A 24181-nucleotide genomic window follows, 5' to 3' on the forward strand; every position below is an offset into this window, starting at 1 on the left:
AATAAATAATATGGCAAACAATCGAGTCACATTCGGTAGTAAATTGGGCGTAGTACTAGCTACCGTAGGATGCGCCGTAGGACTGGGAAGTGTGTGGCGCTTTCCTTATATGCTAGGAGCGAACGGAGGTGCGGCATTCCTACTGGTCTACATACTTTTCATGATATTTCTAGGCATTCCGGTAATGATAACCGAGTTTTTCATCGGCCGGCATTCCCGCAGCAATACGGTGGGTTCTTTCAAGAAAATGGCTCCCGGTACAAAATGGTGCTGGATTGGGTACAACGGTATCTTGGCCGCGTTTTTGATCTTAAGTTATTACTCGGTCGTCTCCGGTTGGACGCTTGAATATGTTTGGCAAACGCTAAGTGGCCGTTTGTATGGACAGCCGGATATAGACTATACGGCCGATTTTCAGGATTTCGCTTCCAATGTCTTCCGTCCGATCTTTTGGATGGGCGCTTTTATCGGGTTGACTCACTTCGTGATTGTCTCGGGTGTAGAAAAAGGTATCGAACGGGCCTCTAAGATCATGATGCCGCTTTTATTCTTGATCTTGCTGATCATGTGCGTACGTTCCGTGACCTTACCGAACGCTGAGGCCGGATTGCTTTTCCTTTTCAAGCCAGACTTTAGCAAATTGACTTCCTCTGTGGTCTTGAGCGCACTAGGACAGGCTTTCTTCTCTTTGAGTTTGGGTATGGGCTGCCTGATCACTTACTCCTCTTACTTCGGGAAAGATACGAATATGCAGGCCACCGCTTGGCAGGTGACAATCATTAATACGCTTGTCGCCGTATTGGCCGGTATCATGATATTCCCGGCGGTATTCAGTTTCGGCATCACCCCTTCCGCTGGTGCGGAACTCGTGTTTATCACGTTGCCGAACGTATTTGGGCAATTACCGCTGAGTGGCTTGTGGTCCTGTATTTTTTATATCTTGCTAGCGATGGCGGCACTGACTTCCACGATCTCTTTACATGAGGTAGCTACGGCCTACGTTCTTGAGGAGTTCCACATGACACGCAAGAAAGCGGCTTTAATCGTTTCCTTAGGGGTATTTTTCTTAGGAATTTTCAGTTCTCTCTCATTCGGGGTGATGAAAGGATTCACGATTGGAGGCTTGGCCTTTTTCGACGCACTGGATTACCTGACCGCCAAGATCATGCTACCGCTGGGAGGTATGCTCACTTGTATTTTCGTAGGTACACGTGTCGATAAAAAAGTATTGAAAGCCGAATTGACCAATGAGGGGGCTCTTAAGTTCCGTCTTTTCGGCGCTTACGTATTCTTTATGAAATATGTGGCCCCAATCGCCATCGGTATCGTATTCTTGAACGAATTAGGGATCTTGAGATGGATTACCGGTAAATAATACCGAGAATTCCTTGTCAATAGAAACGGAACTTCTACCTTTGTCGGTGGAAGTTCCACAAATCAAAACATAAGACTATGAAATGGCGTGATTTACTTTATTTCTCCAAGGGGGAAAGGCAGGCTCTTACCCTACTCCTTTCCTTAATAGCGATGGCATGGATCGCAATTATCTTGACGGATTTTTCCCGGACAAAGGTTCTGCCCGATGATCTGGTCACGGACAATATGAAACAAGACACCTCCCTTCCAATTACCCCGAACGGAAATCCCCCGAATCCCACCCGGAAAGAAAACAAATTCCACTCGAAAGAAAACAAAGTTCCCTCCGAACGAAATCCCAAACGCATCCGAAGGGAATCAAACCTCCATTTACCCTCATATCCAAAGGTAGAAAAATGGCCGTTAGGAACAGTTGTAGAATTAAATTCGGCCGATACCACCGCCCTAAAGAAAGTTCCGGGAATTGGTAGCGTCTTCGCCAAACGGATCATTAAATACAGGGAGCTATTAGGGGGCTTTTATAGTGTAGAGCAATTAGGGGAAGTATATGGTATCGACGAGAAACGCTATGAATCGATGAAATCGTGGTTTTCGGCAGACCGATCGGCTATAAGTCTGCTACCTGTCAACCAATTGTCGGCTAAAGAACTGGCAAGTCACCCATATGTCAGCTATAAACAGGCCCGGGTTATCGAGCGACAAGTCCGGAAGAAAGGCAAGTTACAGGGCTGGGAGAACCTAGCCTTACTGGAGGAGTTCACGGAATACGACCGGGAGCGGTTACGGCATTACTTCTCATTCCAATAGATAAAAAATCAGGTTATTCATAGAATCTTAATGCCCATCAAAAACAGATTATCCGTATCTTTGTGATCTTGAAATAACATATATTAATGAAATACTTCTTATCGATAAAATATATCCTCATAGTCTCTCTCCTACTTATCGGGGCATTGCCTTACGTTAAGGCGGAAACGACAAACCCAGTCTCCTCCCCGGATTCTTTCGAGACATTAAAGAAAGAGGCACGCAAAAGCGAATCACCCGACGATTGGAAGCGAGTTATCAATAACGCCCAAGCCCGGAAAGACACGGCAGACCTTGGATTAGCCTATGCCTCCTATCTGCAAGCGATGGCGAATATGCGTCCCGCCGGATTCAAGGAAGAGGCACGCCCTATCATGACTTTCCTGCTCGACACCCGGCAATATGACTACTACTTCGCCTTATACAACCTGCTTATCAGCCGCTTGTTCTCCGATCAAGCCTATCGCCATGCACAAGAGGAGGCCGAGCTTATGTATCAGCAAGCCAAGGGGATCGGACAACCCGTAGGTATGGCGATGGCCCTTAGGGTACAAGGCCAGATCTTCTACAAGCTCAACCTATACGAGAAGGCATATTCCGTATTACGGGAGGGCTCGCAAACCTGCCCTTCTTATAAAGAAAGCCTAAACGCCTTCACGACGGCACAAAGCCTGTGCGAATGGCAAATCATGACTTGCCAGAAAGCCGAGAGGTATGAGGAGATACTTCCCCTCGCCGACCTATATGGTGAAATGCTGGCTTACTGGAATGGGAAAGGCTGGAAAGACCCTAGCGGACATTACCCTGTCACCCATCTCTCCCTTCGTGCCATCGCTCTACTAAAAGCCGGACGGAAAGAGGAAGCGAGAGACTGCCTGCGGGAAGCCCGCACTTATATCCTTCCCGCCTTCCCCGCCCGTGCTTACGAGCATTTCTATGAGGCCCGTTATTTACTGCATTACGAGGAAGGAGCCTATAAAGAGGCGATAGCCGACATCGATACGTTGCTGGAGACACACCGGGATTATTACCCTTTCTACCTAAATGACATACGAACCAAGGCCGAACTATTATCTTTAAGCGGACAACCTCAGCAAAGTATCCGGCTGTATCGCGATTATATCCAAGCCAACGATTCCATCGCGAAAGAGGAGATCGCACGCCAGCTTGATGAATTGCGAATCCAATACGAAGTGGAGAAGACCCAGCAGGAGAACCTACAAAAAACACGGTATTTACAACTAGCTTTTATCATCATCGGTCTCGTCACCCTCTTACTTTCCTTATATATTATCTATGCCAATAAACTAAACGCAAAGAACCGGCTACTCGTAACCCGGTTGGAAGAACGCGACAAATGGACGAAGAACTTCTTATCCCTTGAACCGGAATCAGAGGGACAACCGGCTGCGAAAATCACCAATCCACCCACGTCTTACGAGATCATACAACGCTTAGGCGCATTCATGATCAACGAACGGCTCTACCAGAATCCGGCATTAGACCGGAAAGAACTCGCCAAAGCCTTACAGATTAATGAACGGACACTAGCGAATGCCCTACGGGAAGAAAACGACCAGACCGTATTGGAATATATAACAATGTATCGCTTGGAAAACGCCCGCCATCTGCTCTCCCTAAAAAATCCAGTCACCTTAAAGGAAATAGCGGAACAATGCGGCTTCGGTACATTGCGTACTTTCCAGCGATCCTTCCGCGACAGATACGGGATGCCTCCCTCTCAATACCGGGAGATTATAGGCGAGAAAGAGAAATAAACCACGATGGATTCGTGCTTTTCGAGAGAAAAGCGAATTTGTCGCTCTCCTATACCGGAATTGTCGCTATTCTTTTCTTGCCCCGAACCCTACGCCCAAATACCTTTGTCCCCAAAACAAATTACTCTGTATATGAAAAAAACAAGCTGGCCGTTTTATCTCTTTTGCCTATGTGGCTTATTATTGCTCGCCTGCCAAGACGATAACGATTCGGGAGTCACGCCTCCGGGAAACGGGGACACGTTCGAGGGCTCTCAATATGTAATCACCCTGCAAGACGAGACGGAGAATTTCCATTACCCCGAGTTTATCTGTACGATGCGTACGGAAGACGGCACGGTCATTACCCGCAGGGGAGGGCACATACGTCTGGATGGTCAATCGATCCTGACCCTCGACACCGGATTGAAAGAAGGCATCTATCGGTTGCTGTACCTGACTACTCCTGTCGTAACAGAGGCCGAGGCCGATACCACTTGGAATGAATACGGGCTGGGATGCCGGATAGAGATATCGAAAGGTACGGTAAGGGTTCTCGATCCGTACAACAAGATGGCGAACCTGTCTGGAAGCGGAACCGCGGAGGATCCCTTTATCATCAGTAGTTACGATCACTTGAAACGCCTCCGCAGCATGACGAACGATCAAACCCAGAATGAATTTCTGACGGCAAGTACCTATTTCCTGCAAATAGCGGATATCAACATGGATAAGGCTTCCTATGATAGCGACCACCAGTTCGGCTGGCTATCGATCGGTAATGTCCCTAACAATCCGTTCCGGGGTATTTACGATGGCAACGGCTATAAGATCAAAAACCTGTGGGCCACCCGCCAGAACTCCACCGGTATCGCCCTCTTCGGTTACACGGAGAAAGCCATCTTTAAACATGTATGGATGGAGAATCCCAAGATGGAAGGGAATTTCGCAGTCGGCGCATTGGTCGGAGGGGCGGTATCGGCGGGCGATATGCGTGATAAGACCTCGCTCATTGGTTGCACGACTTCCGGCGGTTATATCAAGGCGAGCAAAGGAAGCGTAGGGGCCGGAGGACTGGTCGGCGTGGTAGACCTGTACGGAATGATCGCAATGGACAGTTGCGTTAACACGAGCACCCCCGTTTCCGGGTCGTATGGTGTCGGCGGTTTGTTGGGAGTCGGTTCGTTGTATTCCCAATCCTACCTGCAACAATGCGAGAATCACGCATCCGTGAGCTCGGACTATACGGGAGCCGGGGGCTTGGTGGGTTCTGTCGATTCCCTGTCTATCCTAGGGTGCGTAAATACGGGTGACATCACAGGCTCCAAGGCCTATAATCCCTCGGATGCGAGCAACGGCGGGTATGCCACCGGAGGTATCGCCGGAGGTACGGGTGTCTCTTACATATATGCGAGCACGAATGAGGGAAATATCGATGGTTACATCGGCGTGGGCGGCATTATCGGCAGTACCCGGTTGGGTTCAGATGAGTTGCTTTTCAATAACACGTTGGTAAAATCATGCGGAAATACCGGGGCGGTATCCGGTAAATCTTCGGTCGGCGGTATTTGCGGTGAGGCACAATTAGGATGCTACGCCGTTTATAACACGGGAGCGGTATCGGCCTCGGCTAGCGGCTCGTTCGTGGGCGGTATCGCCGGAAATACATCCATAGCGGTGGTGCATAACGCATTGAATACCGGAAAGGTATCCGGAAATAACAGCGAAAGCGCCGGTGGCGTGGTTGGCAAGGTTACTTGGGGTGCCTTCTTCGCCAGTCAGAACTTCGGGGATCTGGATGTTAATGCCAATTATGCCGGTGGTATCATCGGATTGGCCGGAAACTATACGATGATCAATTATTGCGGAAATATGGGCTATATATTGAACAGCGGAACCGGTCCGACCGGCGGGTTGGTCGGAGAGATCGGCGATCCGAGAGAATGGTCAAGCGAGGCTATCGCGAGCTGCGTCATAGGAAGCGTGGAATGTATGTTGGGAATATTAGGGCCTGTCATAGCGGTAGCCGGTTCGGCTCTGGAAACCGCGGCCACTACCGGAGAAAAAATTTTTAAAGGAATAGTACATGTCTTACATGTTGGAGAAACAGTGGCGGATTGGCTCCTGCTAGTCGCTGATAAAACCATGTTCCGGATCGGAGTCTCTGAAATGCTGAGCGAGGAGGAAGCCGAGCTGATGGAGGCTTCTCTCAAAGCGAAAGTATCAGAGATAGATGGTGCCATTAACGACAAGATGGCCAACATCCGGAACGGCTATGCGCTGTCGGCTGGCATATTACCCTCTAGCCTGAATCAAGGAACGGCCACCGATTTTATCAATAACACGAACACGTTATTGACCTTCTACGAAACCTCCGATGATAATAACAATACGATCAACTACAACATAAATCATAAACGTGAGGAACGCTACGAGCATATTGAGCAGAGCAAACATATCAAAGAGATCGTGCAAAAAGTAATCGCAGGAGTTTGCATCTGCGCAGCGGCGACGGCGGGTGTCGTTTCCGGCATAGCTACCGGCGGTACCACGACAGCTGCCGTATTCGCCACGATCGGCACGGTCGCGACCTTAGTGGGTGGAGTCAACGCAATTGTCGAAGGAGCCACCGACTATCAAAACAACGCTGTCATCATCTCGCAGTGTGTCAATATGGGACGTGTCAAAGCGGACAACGCTAGCCGTATCGGTGGCATCGTGGGGCACATGCAACAATACGGTATCGTTAAGGACTGCCTCAACGGGGGACGTTACGAGGGCAACTCAACCAAGGCCGGAGGTATCGTAGGCCGGGGCGATAGCCGATTTGAGGCACACAACTGTTTAAATGTGGGTGATAAATGGAAGGATCCGCTGATTAATAGTTACGGAGACTTCACATCGCTTTCGAACCTTTATTATTATGGCCAACCGGTAATATACGAAAATAACTCTTATCTGACAAACCTGTCTATCGACGAACTCTGCGACCCCAAGAAGTACAAAAACTGGGATATTAACAAGACGAACTCGATCTGGCATGTAACTGAGAGCAAAGGAAACTTCCCCGTTCCTTTCCATTCGGAAATGGAAGAGGAGATCAAGGAATAATCATTAATACATATCATAAAATGAATACAACAAGAATCCATATCATAGGTCTTCTCATGGCCTTGACAACTTTCCTTTGGACAAGTTGTAGCGATGACGAACTCTACCGGTCGAATGAGCAGGGCTCCCGCCTAGAGGAAATGGGAGACTTCAAGTTAAGCTCTTTCACCCTAGAGAAAGGGATCTGGGAAATCGCCGATACGATCCAGCAAATCAAGATCCACCTCAAATCGCATACCGACGATTCCATACGGGCATACGACGCTGCCGTGCTACATAGCGAAAGCAATCCTTCTTACAGCATCTATATCCCGAAGACAGACGAGATACCGGATAGCGACTACGACCTGACCGCATTCCTTATGGACGGGACCAAGTTAGGCACCAAGCTGAAGGTCACTTTCCGGGACGAGATGCTCCATACGATCATGGCCTCAACGGTACAGTATGACTTAGAGGGGGAAGGAACGGCAGAGAAACCTTACTTGATCGGCTCACAGGAGGATTTCGGCATGCTTGAATATGGCCTTAACCGTTATGATACCATCGCACACGCAGCCGGGCTCTATTTTAAACAAACCGCAGATTTCGAAGCCCCGCATCGTAGCGACGTGTACGACGGACGTTATACTTTTGGCGAGTCCTTTGCCGGTATATACGATGGTGACGGCAAGTCCATCACGATCGCCTATCTCGGTGCACAGGCAGAGAGTGATACCACTGTCGGTCTTTTTAAAACATTATATGACGGTGCTCAGATAAAGAACCTGACTATCAGAGCCAATATGCAGGGAATTAAAAAGAATGGAGGAATGTTGGCAGGCTCTTCGCAAGGAAACGTGACGCTTACGAATGTAACCGTTAGCGGTAGCATCACCGACAGCAACGAACATATCGGTGCCTTTATCGGACATGCCACAGGAAACCTGACCGCTGAACATTGTCGTCTTTTCGCCTCTGTCCATGCGAACAGTTATGTCGGTGGACTTGTCGGGTACATGGAGAACGGAATGCTTACGGTAACTGATTTCTCGAACTTACAAGAAAATTCCATGCCTTTCCTTTTCACGGTTCACGCAGGCAACCGGGGAGCCGGAGGCATAACCGGAGGTATCATGAAGGGAGGGTGTGCCTTTAAGGATATCACTCTCCAGCATTCCATAGAGAAAGAGGATTCCGGACTAAAGGTTATTTATGCTGGAGCAGACCGGGCCGGCGGACTTGCCGGTGAGATGGCACTCAACGAGGCCAGTAGCTTGAATAATATCAACATATGGGCTCCTGTCCGCTCGGAACAAAAAGATGCCGGCGGACTCGTTGGTACCGCGACCTTGACCGCCCCACTAAGTGTAAGCAACTGCACATTCGCCTCCTTGGTGAAAAGTAATGAGAAAGCCGCCGGGTTTTTCGGCTATTTAAAATGCGACAATCACTTGAACTTGGCAGAAACCAACCAGATCGTGCAAGTAAATAACGGATACCTCAACGTAGAGGCAAATAAGTACGCAGGCGGTATGTTCGGCTATGTGTATGGCGATATCAAAACAAGCGGCCTTTGCCTTATCAACATAAACGTGACCGCCACATCGAATTTCGCCGGAGGTATCATCGGAGAATTGGAGCATGGGACATTGGAAACGAAAAACTTCAGCCTCGATAACGATATGCAGGTGTATGGCAACGACGCTACCGGCGGACTGGTCGGATATGCCAATAGCAGTACGATCAAAGGGGATATAGGTGACTTGAACTTCTCCTCCATCCCCTCTCCAGACAGCTTTAAAAGCAACTATTCGGGAAAGGTCTCTTCTCCGGGAGCAGATGGAAAAGGTACGTCTATGGGAGGACTCGTCGGGTATGCCTTACATTCTCATCTGGATCATCTTTGTTTCACAGGTTCTGTTTTTGGTAGTGACAGAGTGGGTGGAATCGTCGGGCATATAAGAGGCACGGCAAGTATCACCCACTGCGTAAACAATGCCAACATTGTCGAGAATAGCACTAATACATGCACCGGAGGTATCGCGGGTAAAGTGGACTTCACCGAAGGTACTTACACGCACATGATTAATTACAGTAATATCGCAGGCATGGAGCAAACGGGGGGTATCTTTGGTTATATCGGATTAGAGACCTCCACCACCCATAACCTCAACATCCAATACGCCGTAAACGCAGGAGAGGTAAGCGGAAGCCAGAACGTAGGAGGATGTGTCGGACGTTTGTATGACGACATGAATGACGTGGAGCACAAGATCTCTTATTGTGCCAACTACGGGAAAGTAAGCAATTCCGGCAACGGTAACTTGGGAGGCATCCTCGGACAAGGAGACAGCAAGAAGATGATCATCATGAACTCTGCCAACCACGGAGAGATCGCCGGAGGATCAAATGGCGCATCACAAGTGGGTGGTATCGCCGGAAGAATGGGAAAAGATCCGAAAGGCATCACGATCGGAAACAACATGGAGCTGGCTTATTGCTGTAACCGGGGCAATATCTCTTCTGATAACGTAGATTCGCACGTCGGTGGAATCCTAGGTTACCAAGAGGAAGGAAACGATTACGATGAAAACCATTGGATGACACACGACTGTTATAATTCGGGGTCTATCACTTCCGACCAGAAATCCGATAATGGAGGCATCGTCGGTTGTGTGGATTCCTACTCGGAGGTAGTTCGCTGTATAAATATCGGAAAGGTATCCCCCAATGGCAACGGCGTAGTAGGCACCCGGAAGTCGAGCGTGATCTGGCACCACCACGACCTTTATTATCTGGACGGTACGGGAAGCGGCTGGTGCGCCGAATCGTTTAGTGATAGCGAGAAGAAAAACACCTCAACGTTCAATAATTTCGATTTCAGCGGCAAGGGTGTCTGGATTATCGATAGTGACAACTCGAAGAACAACGGCTTTCCTTATCTCAGGGATTGCCCGTTTCAATCAATTTACCAATAAATAAACAAAGATGAGATCCATATTATTTACAACATTACTATTCATGTCGTTCATAGGCTGTTCCGACAATGACCAACCAGATGAAACGATTATCGACCCCAAAGAACAATGGAGCGCTACGTTGCGGGGAGATGGCGAGATACTGGGAGCCTATCCCGACTTGTTCAGCAACTATTGGGAATATACGTATAATATGAACGAATATCCCGATGTTGCCTTACGCATCGAAGGGCAGTTCCCTCACGCCCGTTACTTCAGCTTTTCGCTCTACGACGACGAGACCGGCTCTGCCATCGGCGGTATCAACGATCATGAGATCATTCCGGACGAAGGGAGTGAGAATCCTTTCGTTAGCACGTCGGAAAAAGACAACCGTTTCACCATCTATGTCGTACCGGCCTCCATGGATGAGACACTGATAGCGAAACTTCCCTCAGAGAATATCTGCCGGGTGAACGCAGACATCAAACGGCTTGCGATCTGCATCCGGCATTACTTAGGGACGAATGCGAACGGCGATAAGGATGAATATGGAGGTGTAGCACTGCCTGCTATAAAAGGCATAGACATCCATTCGCTGAAAGAGATCCAAGCCCCGGAACGTACGGAGTCTAACATCGAGAAGGTGACAGGTCAAAGCTTCTCCCAAAAATCGGACGAGAATCGGGATGTTCCTTTCTTCTTGGCCCCGAAAGGAAGATATTATCCGAACAACTCTACCGCTTATCTGTACGCCCGCACCCATATACATGCCGACTCGGTGTTGATATTCAGTTTCATCCCGGTACCACTTCCCCGAACGGTGGAAGAATATGAGGGGGCGAAAGCCCGTTATTGGTCTATCTGCCTCGGCGCAACATCCAATACCCGTTCCTACTACTCCATCTATGATAAAGAGGCGAATGCGAAAGAAGGAGAAAAGGCGACCTTCATTATCTGCCTGAAACAAAATTCAAGACTCGCCGAGATACAAGCGAAAGTAGAGGCCCAAAAGCAATTGGGCGCTCATTGGAACCTTTTTGTATGGGATAGCGAGAAACAGGATGTCGACGGGAAACCGATCGGAGATGTTATCGCGATTATGTACCGCAACATCCTGCCGGACAAGGATTGGGAATATTCCATCTCCAGAATGACTCCCACCGAATACAAAGATGATGAAGGAGAACCGATCGATAAAGTAACAGACCCGGACAAGCAATTGTCCCATAAAGCCTTAGGAGATTACGGGCCCTACGGATTCAAGTATGCCGCAAACGATTTCCTGCGTGATGATTTTGAGGAAGAAACTTATTAATTTAAAGAAGAATGAAATACCAATTAAAAGAAAAAGCATGGAGAATGACATTTCTCGTGTTCGCAACTTGCGCTCTATTTTCCTGTTCGGACGATGAGAACGATCCCAGTAAAGACGATAACGAGCCGCCATTATCAGAAGCGACCGTTCCGACTCCCAACCCCTATCTAGCGTCAGAGCATTACAGCCTGACCCATTTCAACTCGGCGCAAACCGATGCCTTTCCCTATGCAGTAAAAGGCGGCACATTCCAAATGAATCCGGATGATTGCGCCTCCACTTGGAGTGGTCCGGTCAATTTAATGACGCTCTCATCGACCGACCCGGACTATATGTGGGGAATGTGTAGCGACCGGGTATCTTATATTCATATAGCCGATGGGGCTTTCGAGCGTGTGGCGGAAATAGGCTTGCCTAATGGTATCCAAATGAATACGGAAGAAAACTTACGGAAATTGGTCGATACCCAATATACCTCGACCGACCAATTATACGCCGATGCCGTGGAGATTCTGGGTAAATATCCACAAATGTCTATGTCTAACGGCAACTACGTGATTTGTGACAATGAGAACTATGCCTATACAAACGCCCGGACGGTCATCTGTCGCTATAAGTTGAAAGAAGCAGGTAACCCCAAAGCAGGTATCGTCTTAGACAAACAGGTCGATATGGCACCATACATGGATAATCCACAAACATTGGTGGGAATGGTAATGACATACGATGGATACTTGGTAGTCGCATCGGGCAACGGTATCGCCATCATCGATCGCACAATGAGTATGCCCCCAGTCGTCAAACTTATACCGGACGATCAAGTGATCACTAACTCCGCCGCTGTCGACGAGCATAACGGTATCTATATAGCCAGCAACAGCCGTACGCCCGGAGGCAAAGGTATCATGCACAAATTCGTATGGAAAAACGGTAAGTTATCGGAAGATGAGGCCGACGGCGCATGGACCGCTTCTTATGACGGAGGCCCCGAGGCGCCCGCCATCAAGATGGGTTATGGAACAGGTTCTACACCGACATTGATGGGATTCGGTGACGACGAGGACAAGCTAGTCGTTATCACGGACGGTGCCAAACGAATGAAGCTAGTCGCTTTCTGGCGGGATGATATCCCGGAAGATGCCGTTCCCGTTGATGCGGAAAATCCCCGCATCGCCGACCAGAAAGAAATTTCCTGTGGGCTATCTGCCTCTACGGAATGGATACAATCCGAGCAATCCGTGGCAGTATCCGGTTATGGCGCTTTTGTCGTAAATAACGTGATACCTAACACCGTACCAGACAAGATCGTGGCCGTATTATCCATCGGGCCGCTTGTCACGCCGCCTTTCGGCGTAGAGCGTTTACAATGGGATACAGAGAAAAACCAGTGGTATTCGGTATGGACCCGTTCGGATGTAAGTTCAATCAGCATGATACCGGCTATAAGTACCGCCTCTAATATGGTATTCGTCAACGGCTACACGGAGGCAGACGGCTGGGAGGTGACTGGACTGGACTGGGGAACAGGCGCTACGAGCCACCGGGTAATCTTCGGGCAAACCAGCCGGGGTAACGGGGCATACGCCATTATCCAATACATGGAAAACGGGGATCTATTGTTCAACTCCGTAGGCGGTCCCTTCCGAGTAAAGCTCTGACGAGATAAAAATTAAGAGGCTGTCTAAAAAATGAAGTGAACCCTAAAAGTTTTTTGTCTAACTTTTAGGGTTCACTTCAATATCTCCGATTATTTTCGCTATGTTTGCGACAAAACACATTCTGTATGATCTATCTGAAGCAAGTAAAATTACTGGACCCGGACTTGGTAGCCGGCAATCCCGAGGAGCTAAAGTATCCCTATAAAGCTCCGGCTGTACGTTTCACGGAATCGTTCATTTTCCGCAAGCCGGTTACTTTCCTTGTCGGGGAAAACGGGGCGGGAAAATCCACCCTGCTGGAAGCGATGATGAGTAAATATGAGGAGAGGGATGAGGAAGAACCGGGTATGCTCTATGACGGAACCGAGGCCTACAAGATTTACGCCAATGTCTTACCCGAGCATATTAAGCTGATCGAGACCCGAAAACCGGAAAAGCATTTCTTCTTCCGGGCAGAATCCTTTTTTAACCATGCGGCCGAATTGGATAGGCAAGCCCAACTGGAATTACGTAAGTACAGCAAGATCTACGCCTATAAAGCTTACGGTGGCAGGAGTTTATTGGAGCAATCGCACGGCGAGAGCTTTCTCAGCGCTTTCCTGAATTATGCCAGCTGCAATACATTATTTATATTAGACGAGCCGGAAGCCGCACTCTCTCCACAACGGCAGCTGGCCCTTTTGGTACGTATCCATGAACTGGTGAATAACGGTTGCCAACTGATTATCTCCACGCACTCCCCGATCTTGATGGCTTATCCGAATGCGGACATTTATGCCATCGATGATACCGGAGCGCACATCACCCCGTATGAGGAAACAGAGCATTACCAGCTCACTAAATATTTCCTCACGCATACGGAGCAAATGATGAAAGAACTGCTTGGGTGAGATTACTTCTCCCAAGCATTTACGATCTCGGCAATGTAAACGATATGCGCATTGCCGTTCTTCTCATCATACCAACGAGGGAAAACGCTAGGATCTAAAAACTTAGCCTCCTCGATCTCGGACTTATAGACCACTTTGCATTCCAACGTAAGGCGAGCTTCCTCGAATACAGGATTACCAGCCTCCGTAAAGAACGGTGTCAACCCCGTAGCGGCCACTTTATCAATCTCCCGGCCGGATTTAGAGCCACAAATGCTATGGGCTTTCCGGTGCTCCGGTCCTAGGAAAGTAATCGTGAACTCATTTTTAGCGTCGATAAACTCACGGGTATAACGCTCCGGACGAATAAAAGCAAACACCACCGGACGGTTCCATAACACTCCCACGCCGCCCCAACTGGCAGTCATCATATTAAACTTCTCCTTATCACCGGCGCTTACCAGCATCCACTCCTTACCAATCAACTCGATAAAGTTGTCTTTGATCTCATTCGGATTAATCGCTTTCATATCTCATTTTATTTTTCCTCAAAGATATAAAATATTCCCTTACTTACCGGTACTCATCACACCGGAGTCATTATCAGCGTTATTCACCTTCTTCTGGCCGGCGCTGAACTTACGGCCGAAGGAGAAATTATAGGAGATCGTCGCGATGAATAAGCGAGAACTTTCCTTGATATAATTTGAACGGCGGAAAGAGGCGTATTGGTTCCAGTTCTCCGTCTCCTGCTTATAATTATCCGTAAACGGATTGATGACACGCAGGCCAACCATCAAGTCCTTATGCCGATAACCGAGTTGAATTCCTTGGATATTCTCACCCCCACTCATCGTCTCGCCCTTAAACCAGTTCCAATTTGTCATTACCATATACCAAAGCGACCATTTCTTCCATGTAGCGGAAACATTCGCCTCGCACCACCAGTTCGTATATCGATGCGTGTAGGTATTACCGTTACTCATATAATGGTTCATACCACCATTGACAGAAAATTGCAAGATGTCCTTGATCGGACCGACCCGCAAGTTGACGGAAGCGACAACCCGTTGCCAGTTTTTCTGATTATCCCAAGTCTGGATGATCTTATTTCCTTCCAGATATTTCTCGTCCATGATAGCGTCCGGCTGATACTCATAAGCGCCCAAGGCATTCACGTAAAACAGACCTTTGCGAAACTCGTAATTCAATTCCGTATAATAACTCATATAAGACTTCAAGTTAGGATTACCCCGCTGTATTTGCAAGGAATCGATCACTTGGTCAATCGCACTCAACTCACCCAAAGAAGGAGTCACATTCCCCATCGTTGATTTCAAACGGATGGAAGACTCCCCGGGCAAAGCATAAAACAAGGTCAACCGGGGACTCACCGTATAACGTTCATAATCCGCATCCTCACCCCGTTGGCTATAAGACGATCGATTCACGGTCACACCCAACGAGTAATCCAGTTTTTTCACCTTTCCCTTGAATTCCGCATATACGGAACTCTCCATCTGTTCCATATGTGTCTTATAGTTATGCCCATTGATATAACTGTTATCCGAGAAAGATTGGTTATGGCGTAAACCGCCGCTCAACCGATTACCATTCGTTAATTTCTTCTCATAGATGGCCTCGCCGATAATCGAGTATTTATCACCATCCACCACATTATTTACATCAGTCAACAATTGTTCATGTTTACTCTCCTGATAGATACGGGTCGATTTCGTTTGGTTATAAGTCCCTACCACGTTAAACACCAAGGTCTGGTTATGCTTCAAATCCCGTTGGTAATACAAATCCAGCGCAGGAGCTTGATAGGCTGATCCCGATAGATCGATCATATCCACTTTATCCTCCGGATTCGCCTTATTCATCAAGACTCCTTGATAATCCCAATGCGGTTGATGATTATTCCGGTAGCGGAACGTGGCGTTAAACATATACTTATCCGGCTTTTGATAGCTATAGTTCACATTCAGGTTATGCATGAACAAACGAGCGCGCGAAGGTTCGCCTATTTCCACACGGTTCAAGGTCGTTCCATTCGCTAAATGGAACTCTTCCTCGTTATTCCGTTTCATTCCATAGAAATCACGAGGACCGATCCGATAAGAAGCGCCCCATTCCGAGTTCTTATGATTGATCTTTCCCCAAGCATTATGTTCACCCCACATGGAATTGATACCTTGCGCCATGTCCAGACCAAAACTACCTCCCGTATCCGGCCGGCGAACAATATAATCCAGCACGATATCGGCATTGCCATAACGTAAGCCCGGGTTATCATGATATTCTATACGGATGATATCCGAGGGATTCAAGGCCTTGATCTCATCCTGTTCCACCTTCACGCCATTGATACGCACTTGGACTACCCCATTTCCCGTGGCCTTGATCTCACTGTTCAACAAATCCACCTGCACTCTCGGTAGCATCATCTGCAGCAACAAATCCATACCGTTTCCCGAAGCCTTCATCTGGCGCTCCGATGGGAAGACCACTTTTTTATCGGCATGGCTCGTCTGGGCAGAGGCGCTAACCGTCACCCCGTCTAAGGATACCGCATCATCATTTAAGGATATTTCTCCCAAAGAAATATTCTTGGACAAGCCTTCCAAGGAAATATACTCCGTCTTAAAGCCTAGACTAGAGACAGATAGAATATAACTCCCTTTTTTAATCTTATTTAATAAAAAATGCCCCTTCATATCCGTAGTCGTACCCGCTACAAAAGAAGAGTCCATTGTTTGCAATACCACATTTGCAAATTCCAAGATTTCTTTGTTGCGAGCGTCCCGCACCATTCCCTTTATCTCCAAGTTCTGAGCAAAAGCTCCCTGTACCATACCGCCTAGCAGTATGATCCAAATCATCATCCGTTTCATTTTTATCGTATTTTTTCCGAATATAGCAGGGTGGCCTTTCCCGCTTATCATTTGTTTCTAACTATAAGACGACAGCCGTTTGGAAAACGTTACAAGAAAATGATAAAAAAATAATATTTCGATGAATTTGCTTTGTAGATACGTATCTTTGTAACCAAACAACAGATTATAAATCATGGAGCTATTGAATAATTGGATCAACGGAGTCAACGATATATTATGGTCATACATCCTTATTATCATGTTATTGGGATGCGCCGTATGGTTTACGATAAAAAGTAGGTTCGTGCAATTCCGCATGATTGGCGAGATGATCCGATTATTAGGCGATTCTGCCGGGAAAGGAGAAAAAGGGGAAAAGCATATCTCCTCTTTCCAAGCCTTCGCCGTATCTTTAGCCAGCCGTGTAGGAACCGGAAACCTAGCCGGTGTAGCGACAGCCGTAGCGATCGGCGGGCCCGGATCCGTATTCTGGATGTGGCTGATCGCTTTATTGGGTTCTTCCAGCGCATTCGTGGAATCTACGTTAGCTCAATTATATAAAGAAAAAGGGAAAGACTCGTTCATTGGCGGTCCCGCTTACTATATGCTACATGGTTTGGGGTTACGATGGATGGGGGTATTATTTGCCGTATTGATTTCGATAACCTTTGGCTTTGCCTTTAATTCCGTACAAAGCAATACGATCTGCGCAGCTTGGGAAGGCGCTTTTGGCATCGATCATGCTTGGATCGGAGCGATTCTTACGGTACTTACGTTAATCGTCATATTCGGAGGTATTCAGCGCATCGCGAGAGTAAGCAGTATTGTCGTACCGGTCATGGCATTAGGATATATAGCATTGGCGTTGGGAATCGTACTGTTTAATATCACCCGCCTACCCGCTGTTATAGAAACCATTCTGTCAAACGCTTTTGGTTGGGAACAGGCGATAGGCGGTAGTGTCGGAGCGGCGTTGATGCAAGGGATTAAACGAGGTCTATTCAGTAATGAGGCCGGTATGGGATCGGCACCGAATGTAGCGGCTACGGCGCATGTCTCCCATCCGGTCAAACAAGGATTGATCCAAGCATTAGGCGTATTTACCGACACGCTGATTATCTGTACCTGCACGGCGTTCATCATCTTGTTTAGCGGAGCGCCATTAGACGGCTCCATCAATGGAGTCCAGCTCACGCAACAAGCCTTGAGCAACGAGGTGGGTAGCATCGGCAGTACGTTTGTCGCTTTAGCGATCCTTTTATTCGCATTCAGTAGTATTATCGGTAATTACTATTACGGAGAAGCGAATATTCGTTTTATCACGTCCAAGAGAAGTGTCTTATTTATTTATCGTATATTAGTCGGTGGAATGGTCATGTTCGGTGCGTTGGCTAGTTTAGACTTGGCTTGGAGCCTAGCGGACGTGACCATGGGACTTATGACGATCTGCAATTTGATCGCGATCTCATTGTTGAGCCGTCAGGCGTTCCTATTATTACAGGATTACGTAGCCCAAAAGAAAGCGGGTATTAAAAGCCCTGTATTCGATAAGAACAAGATACCCGAGTTGAAAGACAAAGCGCAGTGTTGGTGATCAGACAAACGTATTGAAGTATGATAAAAAGCAAGATGATAAGCTTTTACATAGCGGTCATGATGATATGGACCTGTACGGTAAAAGCTCAAGATGATGATAAATCCATTATCCACAAAATAGGATTCGACGTACGTCCCTCGTATGTCGCCCCGACTAGCAAATTCCTAAAAGATGATGGCTATGGAAACGGGCTTACTTTACGTAAGGCGGCTTCATTCCATTTGAAATACGGGTTCCAACAGAATCCGAACTCTAAGGAGGGCCAGCTCTATCCGCACACTTACCAAGGAATAGGCATCTCTTATAATACCTTTGGCAATCGGCAGGAAGTAGGTAATCCTTGGGCGGCGTATGTTTTCCAAAGCTCCCGCATCGCCAAAATTTCTTCCCGGCTATCCTTCGATTATGAGTGGAATTTCGGAGCCTCATTTGGTTGGCATCCGTATGATGATAACAATAATTACCGTAATAAGATCATCGGTTCTAAGATCAATGCCTATATCAATCTGGGATTTTTCCTCAATGCGAAACTATCCCGTTATTGCAACCTGCTCGTCGGGGCGGATTTAACGCACTACTCAAACGGAAATACTCATCTTCCGAATGCGGGATTGAATACGATTGGCGGCCGGATCGGACTCGTCTACACGCTCAATCCTATCGAGGAAAGCCATCATGAGATAGGTACCGCACGTTCCTTACCGGCAAATCAATTATACCTCTCCAGCTTTTGGCAACGTGTCAGTTACGATGTCATCCTATATGGCGCGACCCGGGCAAAAGGAGTTATGCTTGGTGACGAGGCTCATATCTTTCCAGGTCAGTTCGGCATCCTCGGATTCAACCTCAACCCGATGTACAAATTCAACCGGTTCCTAAAAGCAGGTATCTCCCTAGACGGCCAATATGACGAAAGCGCGAATATTTATTCCGACGAGATCATCCAAGTCGGCGAAGAACCCCGATTCTACCGCCCGCCCCTACACGAGCAAATCGGTATCGGCCTCTCCGCCCGTGGCGAGTTCACGATGCCATTCTTCTCGATCAATATAGGAGTCGGACATAATTTATTTTACAACAAAGGCGATCTGAAAGGATTATACCAGATCCTAGCCCTCAAGGTATCGGTTACACGAAATTTATTCCTGCATGTCGGATACCAACTGCACAAGTTCCATAATCCGAATAACTTGATGTTGGGGGTTGGGTATAGGTTCCATAATTAGCCTCACTCATAAATCAAGCAAAACAACCGTTCCGGCGCAAGTACCTCATTAGCCACCTCTAGAATTTGCCCGGCGGTTATTTTCTCGATCTGGGCGAATACTTCGGGGAGGGTATCGTAACGGTTGTAATGGAGGTAGCTTTTTCCTAAGCCAAGAAAAAGGCCCTCCCGGTTATCGCCCGACACACCCAGTTGACCGATTACCTGCTTCTTGGCGGCGGCTAATTGAGTGGCGGACAGTTTTACGTCACGTAAACGGGCTAATTCCTTATGCACCAAACGCATCGCTTTCTCACGATTCTTCGGGTCTGTCCCGAAATAGATACTGGCTAGTCCGGTATCGGTATAAGAGGTTATGTTGGATTCTACGTTATAGACCAAACCATGCTTTTCCCGCAAGGAGACATTCAAGCGGTTATTCATGCCCGGACCACCCAAAATATTATTCAACAAAAATAAAGGAATGCGCTTTTTATCGTGCATACTGAAAGCCCGGCCACCGATCAGTACATGGGCTTGATGGGTATCTTTATGGATCTGGCGTACGCAAGCCTCGATGGGGTCCGGAGCTTTCCGAATCCGTTCAGCCATCGGGAAAGAGATATCGCTTAAAGCGGATTCCGCTGATTTCAAGATCTTCTTGAAGTCTTTTCGTCCCATCGAGAAGAACACCATATTCTCCGGGGCGTAAAAACGACGCATGAAAGAACGACCGGACTCGGAGTCAAAGCGAAGAAGAGATTCCTCATCCCCTAAGATATTATGCCCGAGAGCATGACCCTTATAAAGCAAGTTCTCAAACTCGTCGAATATAAGTTCCGAAGGACTATCCTCATACGAATTGATCTCATCCAAGATGACATCTACCTCCTTCTCGATCTCCTGTTTGGGGAATTGGGAATGGAAAACCAGATCGGTCAATAGCTCAAACGCCCGGCCGAAATCCTCCTCCATAAAAATGGAATAAACAAAGGTCTCTTCCTTCGTAGTATAGGCATTCAACTCCCCTCCTACGTTCTCCATACGGTTCAGGATATGCCACGCTTTCCGTTTCTCCGTACCTTTGAAGATCATGTGTTCAACGAAATGCGCCAAGCCAAACTCATCCTCGTTCTCATCCCGTGTACCGGCGTTCACGGCGAAACCGCAGTAAGAAACCGGGGAATTAACCGGGAGATGTACCATGCGAAGTCCATTCGGCAATGTATGAGCGATATAATCCATTTTCCTTCTTGTTTGTATCAGCCCGCAAAGGTACGAAAGACTTTCCGGAAAAACATGTACGTGTTTCCGGAAAAACATGTACGTCTTTTTCAAAAAACATGTACGTGTTTCCGGAAAAAGACGTACGTGTTTTTTTCGATCTATTTGCCTCCTTGGAAAAAATACCTACATTTGTGTAAATTAAACAGATAAGGCTATGGGAAATATCGTCCGAAAATTACCGATAGGCATACAGAGTTTTGACAAACTACGTACAGAGAACTATTTGTATGTTGACAAGACCGAGTTCATTTATCAAATGGCATACCAAGGTGTCCCTTATTTCCTAAGCCGCCCCCGGCGATTCGGGAAAAGCTTGCTGCTATCGACATTCAAGGCTTATTTCGAGGGGAAGAAAGAATTATTCCGGGGATTAGCCATAGAGAAACTAGAGACCGAGTGGAAAGAGCATCCGGTACTTCATTTCAGCCTCAACGCCGAGTTGTACGATAGCCGCAAGGCATTGGAGAATATGCTGGAACGCCAGTTGAGGGAATGGGAAAAAATATATGATACCGGAGGAGAGGGTATCACCTATTCCGGACGGTTCATGACCATCATACGAAGGGCGGCGGAGATAACCGGAAGGAAGGTGGTCGTACTGATCGACGAGTACGATAAGCCATTACTTAGGAACCTGCACAACGAAGAGCTACAGAACGAGTTCCGGGAATTATTGACCGCCTTCTATACGGTCCTCAAAGATGCCGATCCTTGGCTGCGCTTCGTATTCATAACCGGTGTCACCAAGTTCGCCCAGGTCGGTATTTTTAGCAACCTGAATCATTTGAACGACATCAGCCTAGCCCCGCAATACGCGGCCCTTTGTGGCATGACATTGCCCGAGATCGAGGCGACTTTCCAGCCGGAGCTTCATGCCTTGGCCGAGGCGAATAAGCTTTCATACGAAGGTACCATCGAGAAAATTACACGCCGGTACGACGGCTACCATTTTGATTTCCGCAGCGGTATCGCCCTTTATAACCCGTTTAGCGTATTGAACGTGTTGAGTAAACAGGTCTTTTACGACTATTGGTTTGCTTCCGGTACCCCGACATTCTTGGCGGAGATGTTACGGAAAACGAATTACGATATACGGGAGCTGGACGGGATCGAGGTGTCCGAGGTATCCCTTTCCGACGATCGGGCGAACATCAATAACCCGGTTCCCATGATTTATCAAAGTGGATATTTGACGATTAAAAGTTACGATGAACGTTTCCGGTTATATACGTTAGGATACCCGAATGAGGAAGTTAAATATGGATTTTTGAATTTTGTCGCCTCCATGTATGCGCATTTACCGGAAACCGAGACTCCCTTTTATATCGGAAAGTTCATTCAAGAGCTGGAAAGCGGAAACACCGAGGCTTTCCTCACCCGCCTAAAGGCTTTCTTCGCCGACATACCCTACGAGCTGAATGACCGGACCGAGCGTCATTACCAAGTGGTCTTCTACATCGTATTCAAGCTACTAGGGCAATTCACCGAGGCCGAGGTACGTTCGGCCCAAGGACGTGCCGATGCCATCGTAAAAACTCCTCGCTACATCTACGTATTCGAGTTCAAGCTGAAAGGAACAGCGGAAGAAGCGATCCGGCAAATCGACGATCGAGGCTATCTGATTCCTTATACGGCCGACGAACGGGAAGTAGTCAAAGTGGGGGTCGCTTTCGACGCAACCACTCGCAACTTAGGTGAATGGCTGATTGAAAAAACATTGTAATTCTATGAGAAACATGAAAATAGCAACCTGTTTACTAACTATCACTTCCTTGGTTCTTTCCGCCTGTGGAGGAGGAGGCAACGATATAGAGAAAGCGAAAAGCCTTGCGACCACGGAACATCTAAAGCAATACACCGAGGCCATCTCGCATGACTCCTGCCAAGGCCGTAAACCATTCTCGGAAGGGGCCGAACGAGCGGTGAACTATATCGCCCGCCAAATGAAGGAAGTCGGCCTGAAACCCATCAACGGAGATTCTTATCTCCAACAGGTTAATATCATATCCTCACGTACGCAATGCCCGAAGCCGATGGTCTTGAGTACCCCGGAAGGAAAGATCTCATTGGATTGGCTAGAGGGCTATACCGCTTTCTCCGCACGGATCGAGCCGGAGATCGATATAGACAATGCGGAACTGGTATTCGCCGGCTATGGGATCGTAGCCCCCGAGTATGGGAAAAATGATTTCGAGGGAATCGAGAACCCGCGGGATAAAGTAGCGGTCGTTATCGTAAATGACCCGGGACTCGGAAGCGACAACACGGATTATTTTAACGGTGATATCATGACCTATTACGGCCGTTGGATGTATAAATTCGAGGAGGGCGCCCGACAGGGATTAAAAGGAGTCTTGATCATCCATGAAGACCGGGGAGCGGGCTACCCTTGGTCGGTCGTACGAGCTTCCGCCCAATCTAAGATGTATGTGGACAGCGATAGCGATGCCTATCATTGCCCGCTAAACGGCTGGATCCAATTCAATGCCGCCAAGCAATTGCTAGCCGATAATGGCTACGACATTGACCAACTAATCGAGCAATCTAAATCGCCGGACTTCAAGCCCATCTCCTTGAAATCTACGGTAACCGTCTCGATGAGGAACACCTTCGACCGCCAGCAAAGCCCTAACGTAATCGGTTATATTCCCGGTAGCGGGAACACGGATGAGAGTGTTATTTATCTAGGCCATTGGGACCATCTAGGCTATGGAGCACCGATCAACGGCGACAGTATCATCAACGGCGCTACCGATAACGCCGTAGCCATCGCATGGATGCTCGAGATGGCACGTTGTTTCAATGCCTTGAAAGAGAAACCCCGCCGGAATATCGTCTTCCTCTCCCCTACTTGCGAGGAGACCGGATTCCTCGGTACGAAATACTATGTGGAGCACCCGTTGTTCCCGATTGATAAGATAGCCGCCGTAATCAATCTGGATGTCTTCCCGCTATGGGGCGAGAACAACGATGTCACGATCACCGGATACGGCAACTCCGAGCTGGATGATACCCTAGCCGAGCTAGCGAAGAAATACAACCGTTACATCATGCCCGACCCCGACGCTTATAACGGGATGTTCTACCGCTCCGACCATTTCCCTTTCGTACAAAAAGGCATCCCGGCCATGTTCGCCAAAGGTTGGAACGACAACCGCAAACAGGGTAAGGAGTGGGCCAAAGAGCATATCGCACGCTATTGGGCGGAAACTTACCACAAACCGACCGACCAGACCCATCCCGACACGGATGATTACAGTGGTCTGTTACAAGAAGTACAATTATTCTTCGACCTCGGTTATAAACTGGCGCAAAATACCGGATACCCGAAATGGAAGCCGAAGTCCGAATTCGCAAACGTCTTAAAAAGATAAATTG

15 protein-coding genes are annotated in these 24181 nt (G+C 47.9%); 12 read left to right on the forward strand and 3 right to left on the reverse strand.

Features of this window, described 5'->3' with window-relative positions; genetic code table 11:
* Positions 1-10 precede the first annotated feature (10 nt).
* The 8 genes from D7V92_RS09895 (at position 11) to D7V92_RS09930 (ending at position 13857) form a co-directional block, all read left to right on the forward strand.
* Positions 11-1375: a sodium-dependent transporter gene (locus tag D7V92_RS09895; RefSeq protein ID WP_008773284.1), complete on the forward strand. Its 1365-nt coding sequence runs from the start codon at positions 11-13 to the stop codon at positions 1373-1375.
* 77 nt (positions 1376-1452) lie between these two features.
* Positions 1453-2184 (forward strand): helix-hairpin-helix domain-containing protein, encoded by a 732-nt coding sequence (locus D7V92_RS09900; RefSeq protein ID WP_008773283.1) that lies wholly within the window; start codon positions 1453-1455, stop codon positions 2182-2184.
* An 86-nt stretch (positions 2185-2270) separates the two neighbouring features.
* Complete coding sequence (locus D7V92_RS09905; protein ID WP_121772793.1) at positions 2271-3962, forward strand: helix-turn-helix domain-containing protein; 1692 nt, start codon at positions 2271-2273, stop codon at positions 3960-3962.
* A gap of 132 nt (positions 3963-4094) precedes the next feature.
* A complete protein-coding gene (locus D7V92_RS09910; protein WP_057328947.1) occupies positions 4095-7052 on the forward strand; it encodes a hypothetical protein in 2958 nt (985 codons plus the stop codon).
* Between the two features lie 20 nt (positions 7053-7072).
* Positions 7073-10012 carry a hypothetical protein gene (locus D7V92_RS09915; RefSeq protein ID WP_008773280.1) on the forward strand — a complete coding sequence of 980 codons (2940 nt, stop codon included), beginning with the start codon at positions 7073-7075 and terminating at the stop codon, positions 10010-10012.
* A 10-nt stretch (positions 10013-10022) separates the two neighbouring features.
* Positions 10023-11309 carry a hypothetical protein gene (locus tag D7V92_RS09920; RefSeq protein WP_121772794.1) on the forward strand — a complete coding sequence of 429 codons (1287 nt, stop codon included), beginning with the start codon at positions 10023-10025 and terminating at the stop codon, positions 11307-11309.
* A gap of 11 nt (positions 11310-11320) precedes the next feature.
* Positions 11321-12967, forward strand: a complete 1647-nt coding sequence (locus D7V92_RS09925) for a hypothetical protein (protein WP_121772795.1) — start codon at positions 11321-11323, stop codon at positions 12965-12967.
* 125 nt (positions 12968-13092) lie between these two features.
* Positions 13093-13857, forward strand: a complete 765-nt coding sequence (locus tag D7V92_RS09930; RefSeq protein ID WP_036613843.1) for an AAA family ATPase — start codon at positions 13093-13095, stop codon at positions 13855-13857.
* Between the two features lie 2 nt (positions 13858-13859).
* Here the strand turns inward: D7V92_RS09930 and D7V92_RS09935 are convergent, their stop codons facing one another.
* Entirely contained in the window at positions 13860-14366 is a 507-nt protein-coding gene (locus D7V92_RS09935; protein WP_008778870.1) for a flavin reductase family protein, read from the reverse strand.
* A gap of 39 nt (positions 14367-14405) precedes the next feature.
* Entirely contained in the window at positions 14406-16733 is a 2328-nt protein-coding gene (locus tag D7V92_RS09940) for a TonB-dependent receptor (RefSeq protein ID WP_121772832.1), read from the reverse strand.
* Between the two features lie 175 nt (positions 16734-16908).
* Between D7V92_RS09940 and D7V92_RS09945 the strand changes: the two genes are divergently transcribed.
* Complete coding sequence (locus tag D7V92_RS09945) at positions 16909-18309, forward strand: sodium:alanine symporter family protein (protein ID WP_005863901.1); 1401 nt, start codon at positions 16909-16911, stop codon at positions 18307-18309.
* A gap of 20 nt (positions 18310-18329) precedes the next feature.
* Positions 18330-19538, forward strand: a complete 1209-nt coding sequence (locus D7V92_RS09950) for an acyloxyacyl hydrolase (protein WP_121772796.1) — start codon at positions 18330-18332, stop codon at positions 19536-19538.
* Between the two features lie 2 nt (positions 19539-19540).
* Here the strand turns inward: D7V92_RS09950 and D7V92_RS09955 are convergent, their stop codons facing one another.
* On the reverse strand, positions 19541-20761 hold the full coding sequence (locus tag D7V92_RS09955) for a pitrilysin family protein (protein WP_034531802.1): 1221 nt from the start codon (positions 20759-20761) through the stop codon (positions 19541-19543).
* Positions 20762-20957: 196 nt separating this feature from the next.
* Here D7V92_RS09955 and D7V92_RS09960 point away from each other — a divergent pair, with 196 nt between their 5' ends.
* Complete coding sequence (locus D7V92_RS09960) at positions 20958-22526, forward strand: ATP-binding protein (protein ID WP_121772797.1); 1569 nt, start codon at positions 20958-20960, stop codon at positions 22524-22526.
* Between the two features lie 4 nt (positions 22527-22530).
* Positions 22531-24177: a M20/M25/M40 family metallo-hydrolase gene (locus tag D7V92_RS09965; RefSeq protein WP_034531800.1), complete on the forward strand. Its 1647-nt coding sequence runs from the start codon at positions 22531-22533 to the stop codon at positions 24175-24177.
* Positions 24178-24181: the final 4 nt, after the last annotated feature.

Source organism: Parabacteroides sp. CH2-D42-20, assembly GCF_003670185.1.
GTDB lineage: Bacteria > Bacteroidota > Bacteroidia > Bacteroidales > Tannerellaceae > Parabacteroides > Parabacteroides distasonis.

Excerpts from the sequence above, each read along its gene's own strand:
- D7V92_RS09895 (WP_008773284.1), top strand. The coding sequence starts at position 11 with ATGGCAAACAATCGAGTCACATTCGGTAGTAAATTGGGCGTAGTACTA.
- D7V92_RS09900 (WP_008773283.1), top strand. The coding sequence starts at position 1,453 with ATGAAATGGCGTGATTTACTTTATTTCTCCAAGGGGGAAAGGCAGGCT.
- D7V92_RS09905 (WP_121772793.1), top strand. The coding sequence starts at position 2,271 with ATGAAATACTTCTTATCGATAAAATATATCCTCATAGTCTCTCTCCTA.
- D7V92_RS09910 (WP_057328947.1), top strand. The coding sequence starts at position 4,095 with ATGAAAAAAACAAGCTGGCCGTTTTATCTCTTTTGCCTATGTGGCTTA.
- D7V92_RS09915 (WP_008773280.1), top strand. The coding sequence starts at position 7,073 with ATGAATACAACAAGAATCCATATCATAGGTCTTCTCATGGCCTTGACA.
- D7V92_RS09920 (WP_121772794.1), top strand. The coding sequence starts at position 10,023 with ATGAGATCCATATTATTTACAACATTACTATTCATGTCGTTCATAGGC.
- D7V92_RS09925 (WP_121772795.1), top strand. The coding sequence starts at position 11,321 with ATGAAATACCAATTAAAAGAAAAAGCATGGAGAATGACATTTCTCGTG.
- D7V92_RS09930 (WP_036613843.1), top strand. The coding sequence starts at position 13,093 with ATGATCTATCTGAAGCAAGTAAAATTACTGGACCCGGACTTGGTAGCC.
- D7V92_RS09935 (WP_008778870.1), bottom strand. The coding sequence starts at position 14,366 with ATGAAAGCGATTAATCCGAATGAGATCAAAGACAACTTTATCGAGTTG.
- D7V92_RS09940 (WP_121772832.1), bottom strand. The coding sequence starts at position 16,733 with ATGAAACGGATGATGATTTGGATCATACTGCTAGGCGGTATGGTACAG.
- D7V92_RS09945 (WP_005863901.1), top strand. The coding sequence starts at position 16,909 with ATGGAGCTATTGAATAATTGGATCAACGGAGTCAACGATATATTATGG.
- D7V92_RS09950 (WP_121772796.1), top strand. The coding sequence starts at position 18,330 with ATGATAAAAAGCAAGATGATAAGCTTTTACATAGCGGTCATGATGATA.
- D7V92_RS09955 (WP_034531802.1), bottom strand. The coding sequence starts at position 20,761 with ATGGATTATATCGCTCATACATTGCCGAATGGACTTCGCATGGTACAT.
- D7V92_RS09960 (WP_121772797.1), top strand. The coding sequence starts at position 20,958 with ATGGGAAATATCGTCCGAAAATTACCGATAGGCATACAGAGTTTTGAC.
- D7V92_RS09965 (WP_034531800.1), top strand. The coding sequence starts at position 22,531 with ATGAGAAACATGAAAATAGCAACCTGTTTACTAACTATCACTTCCTTG.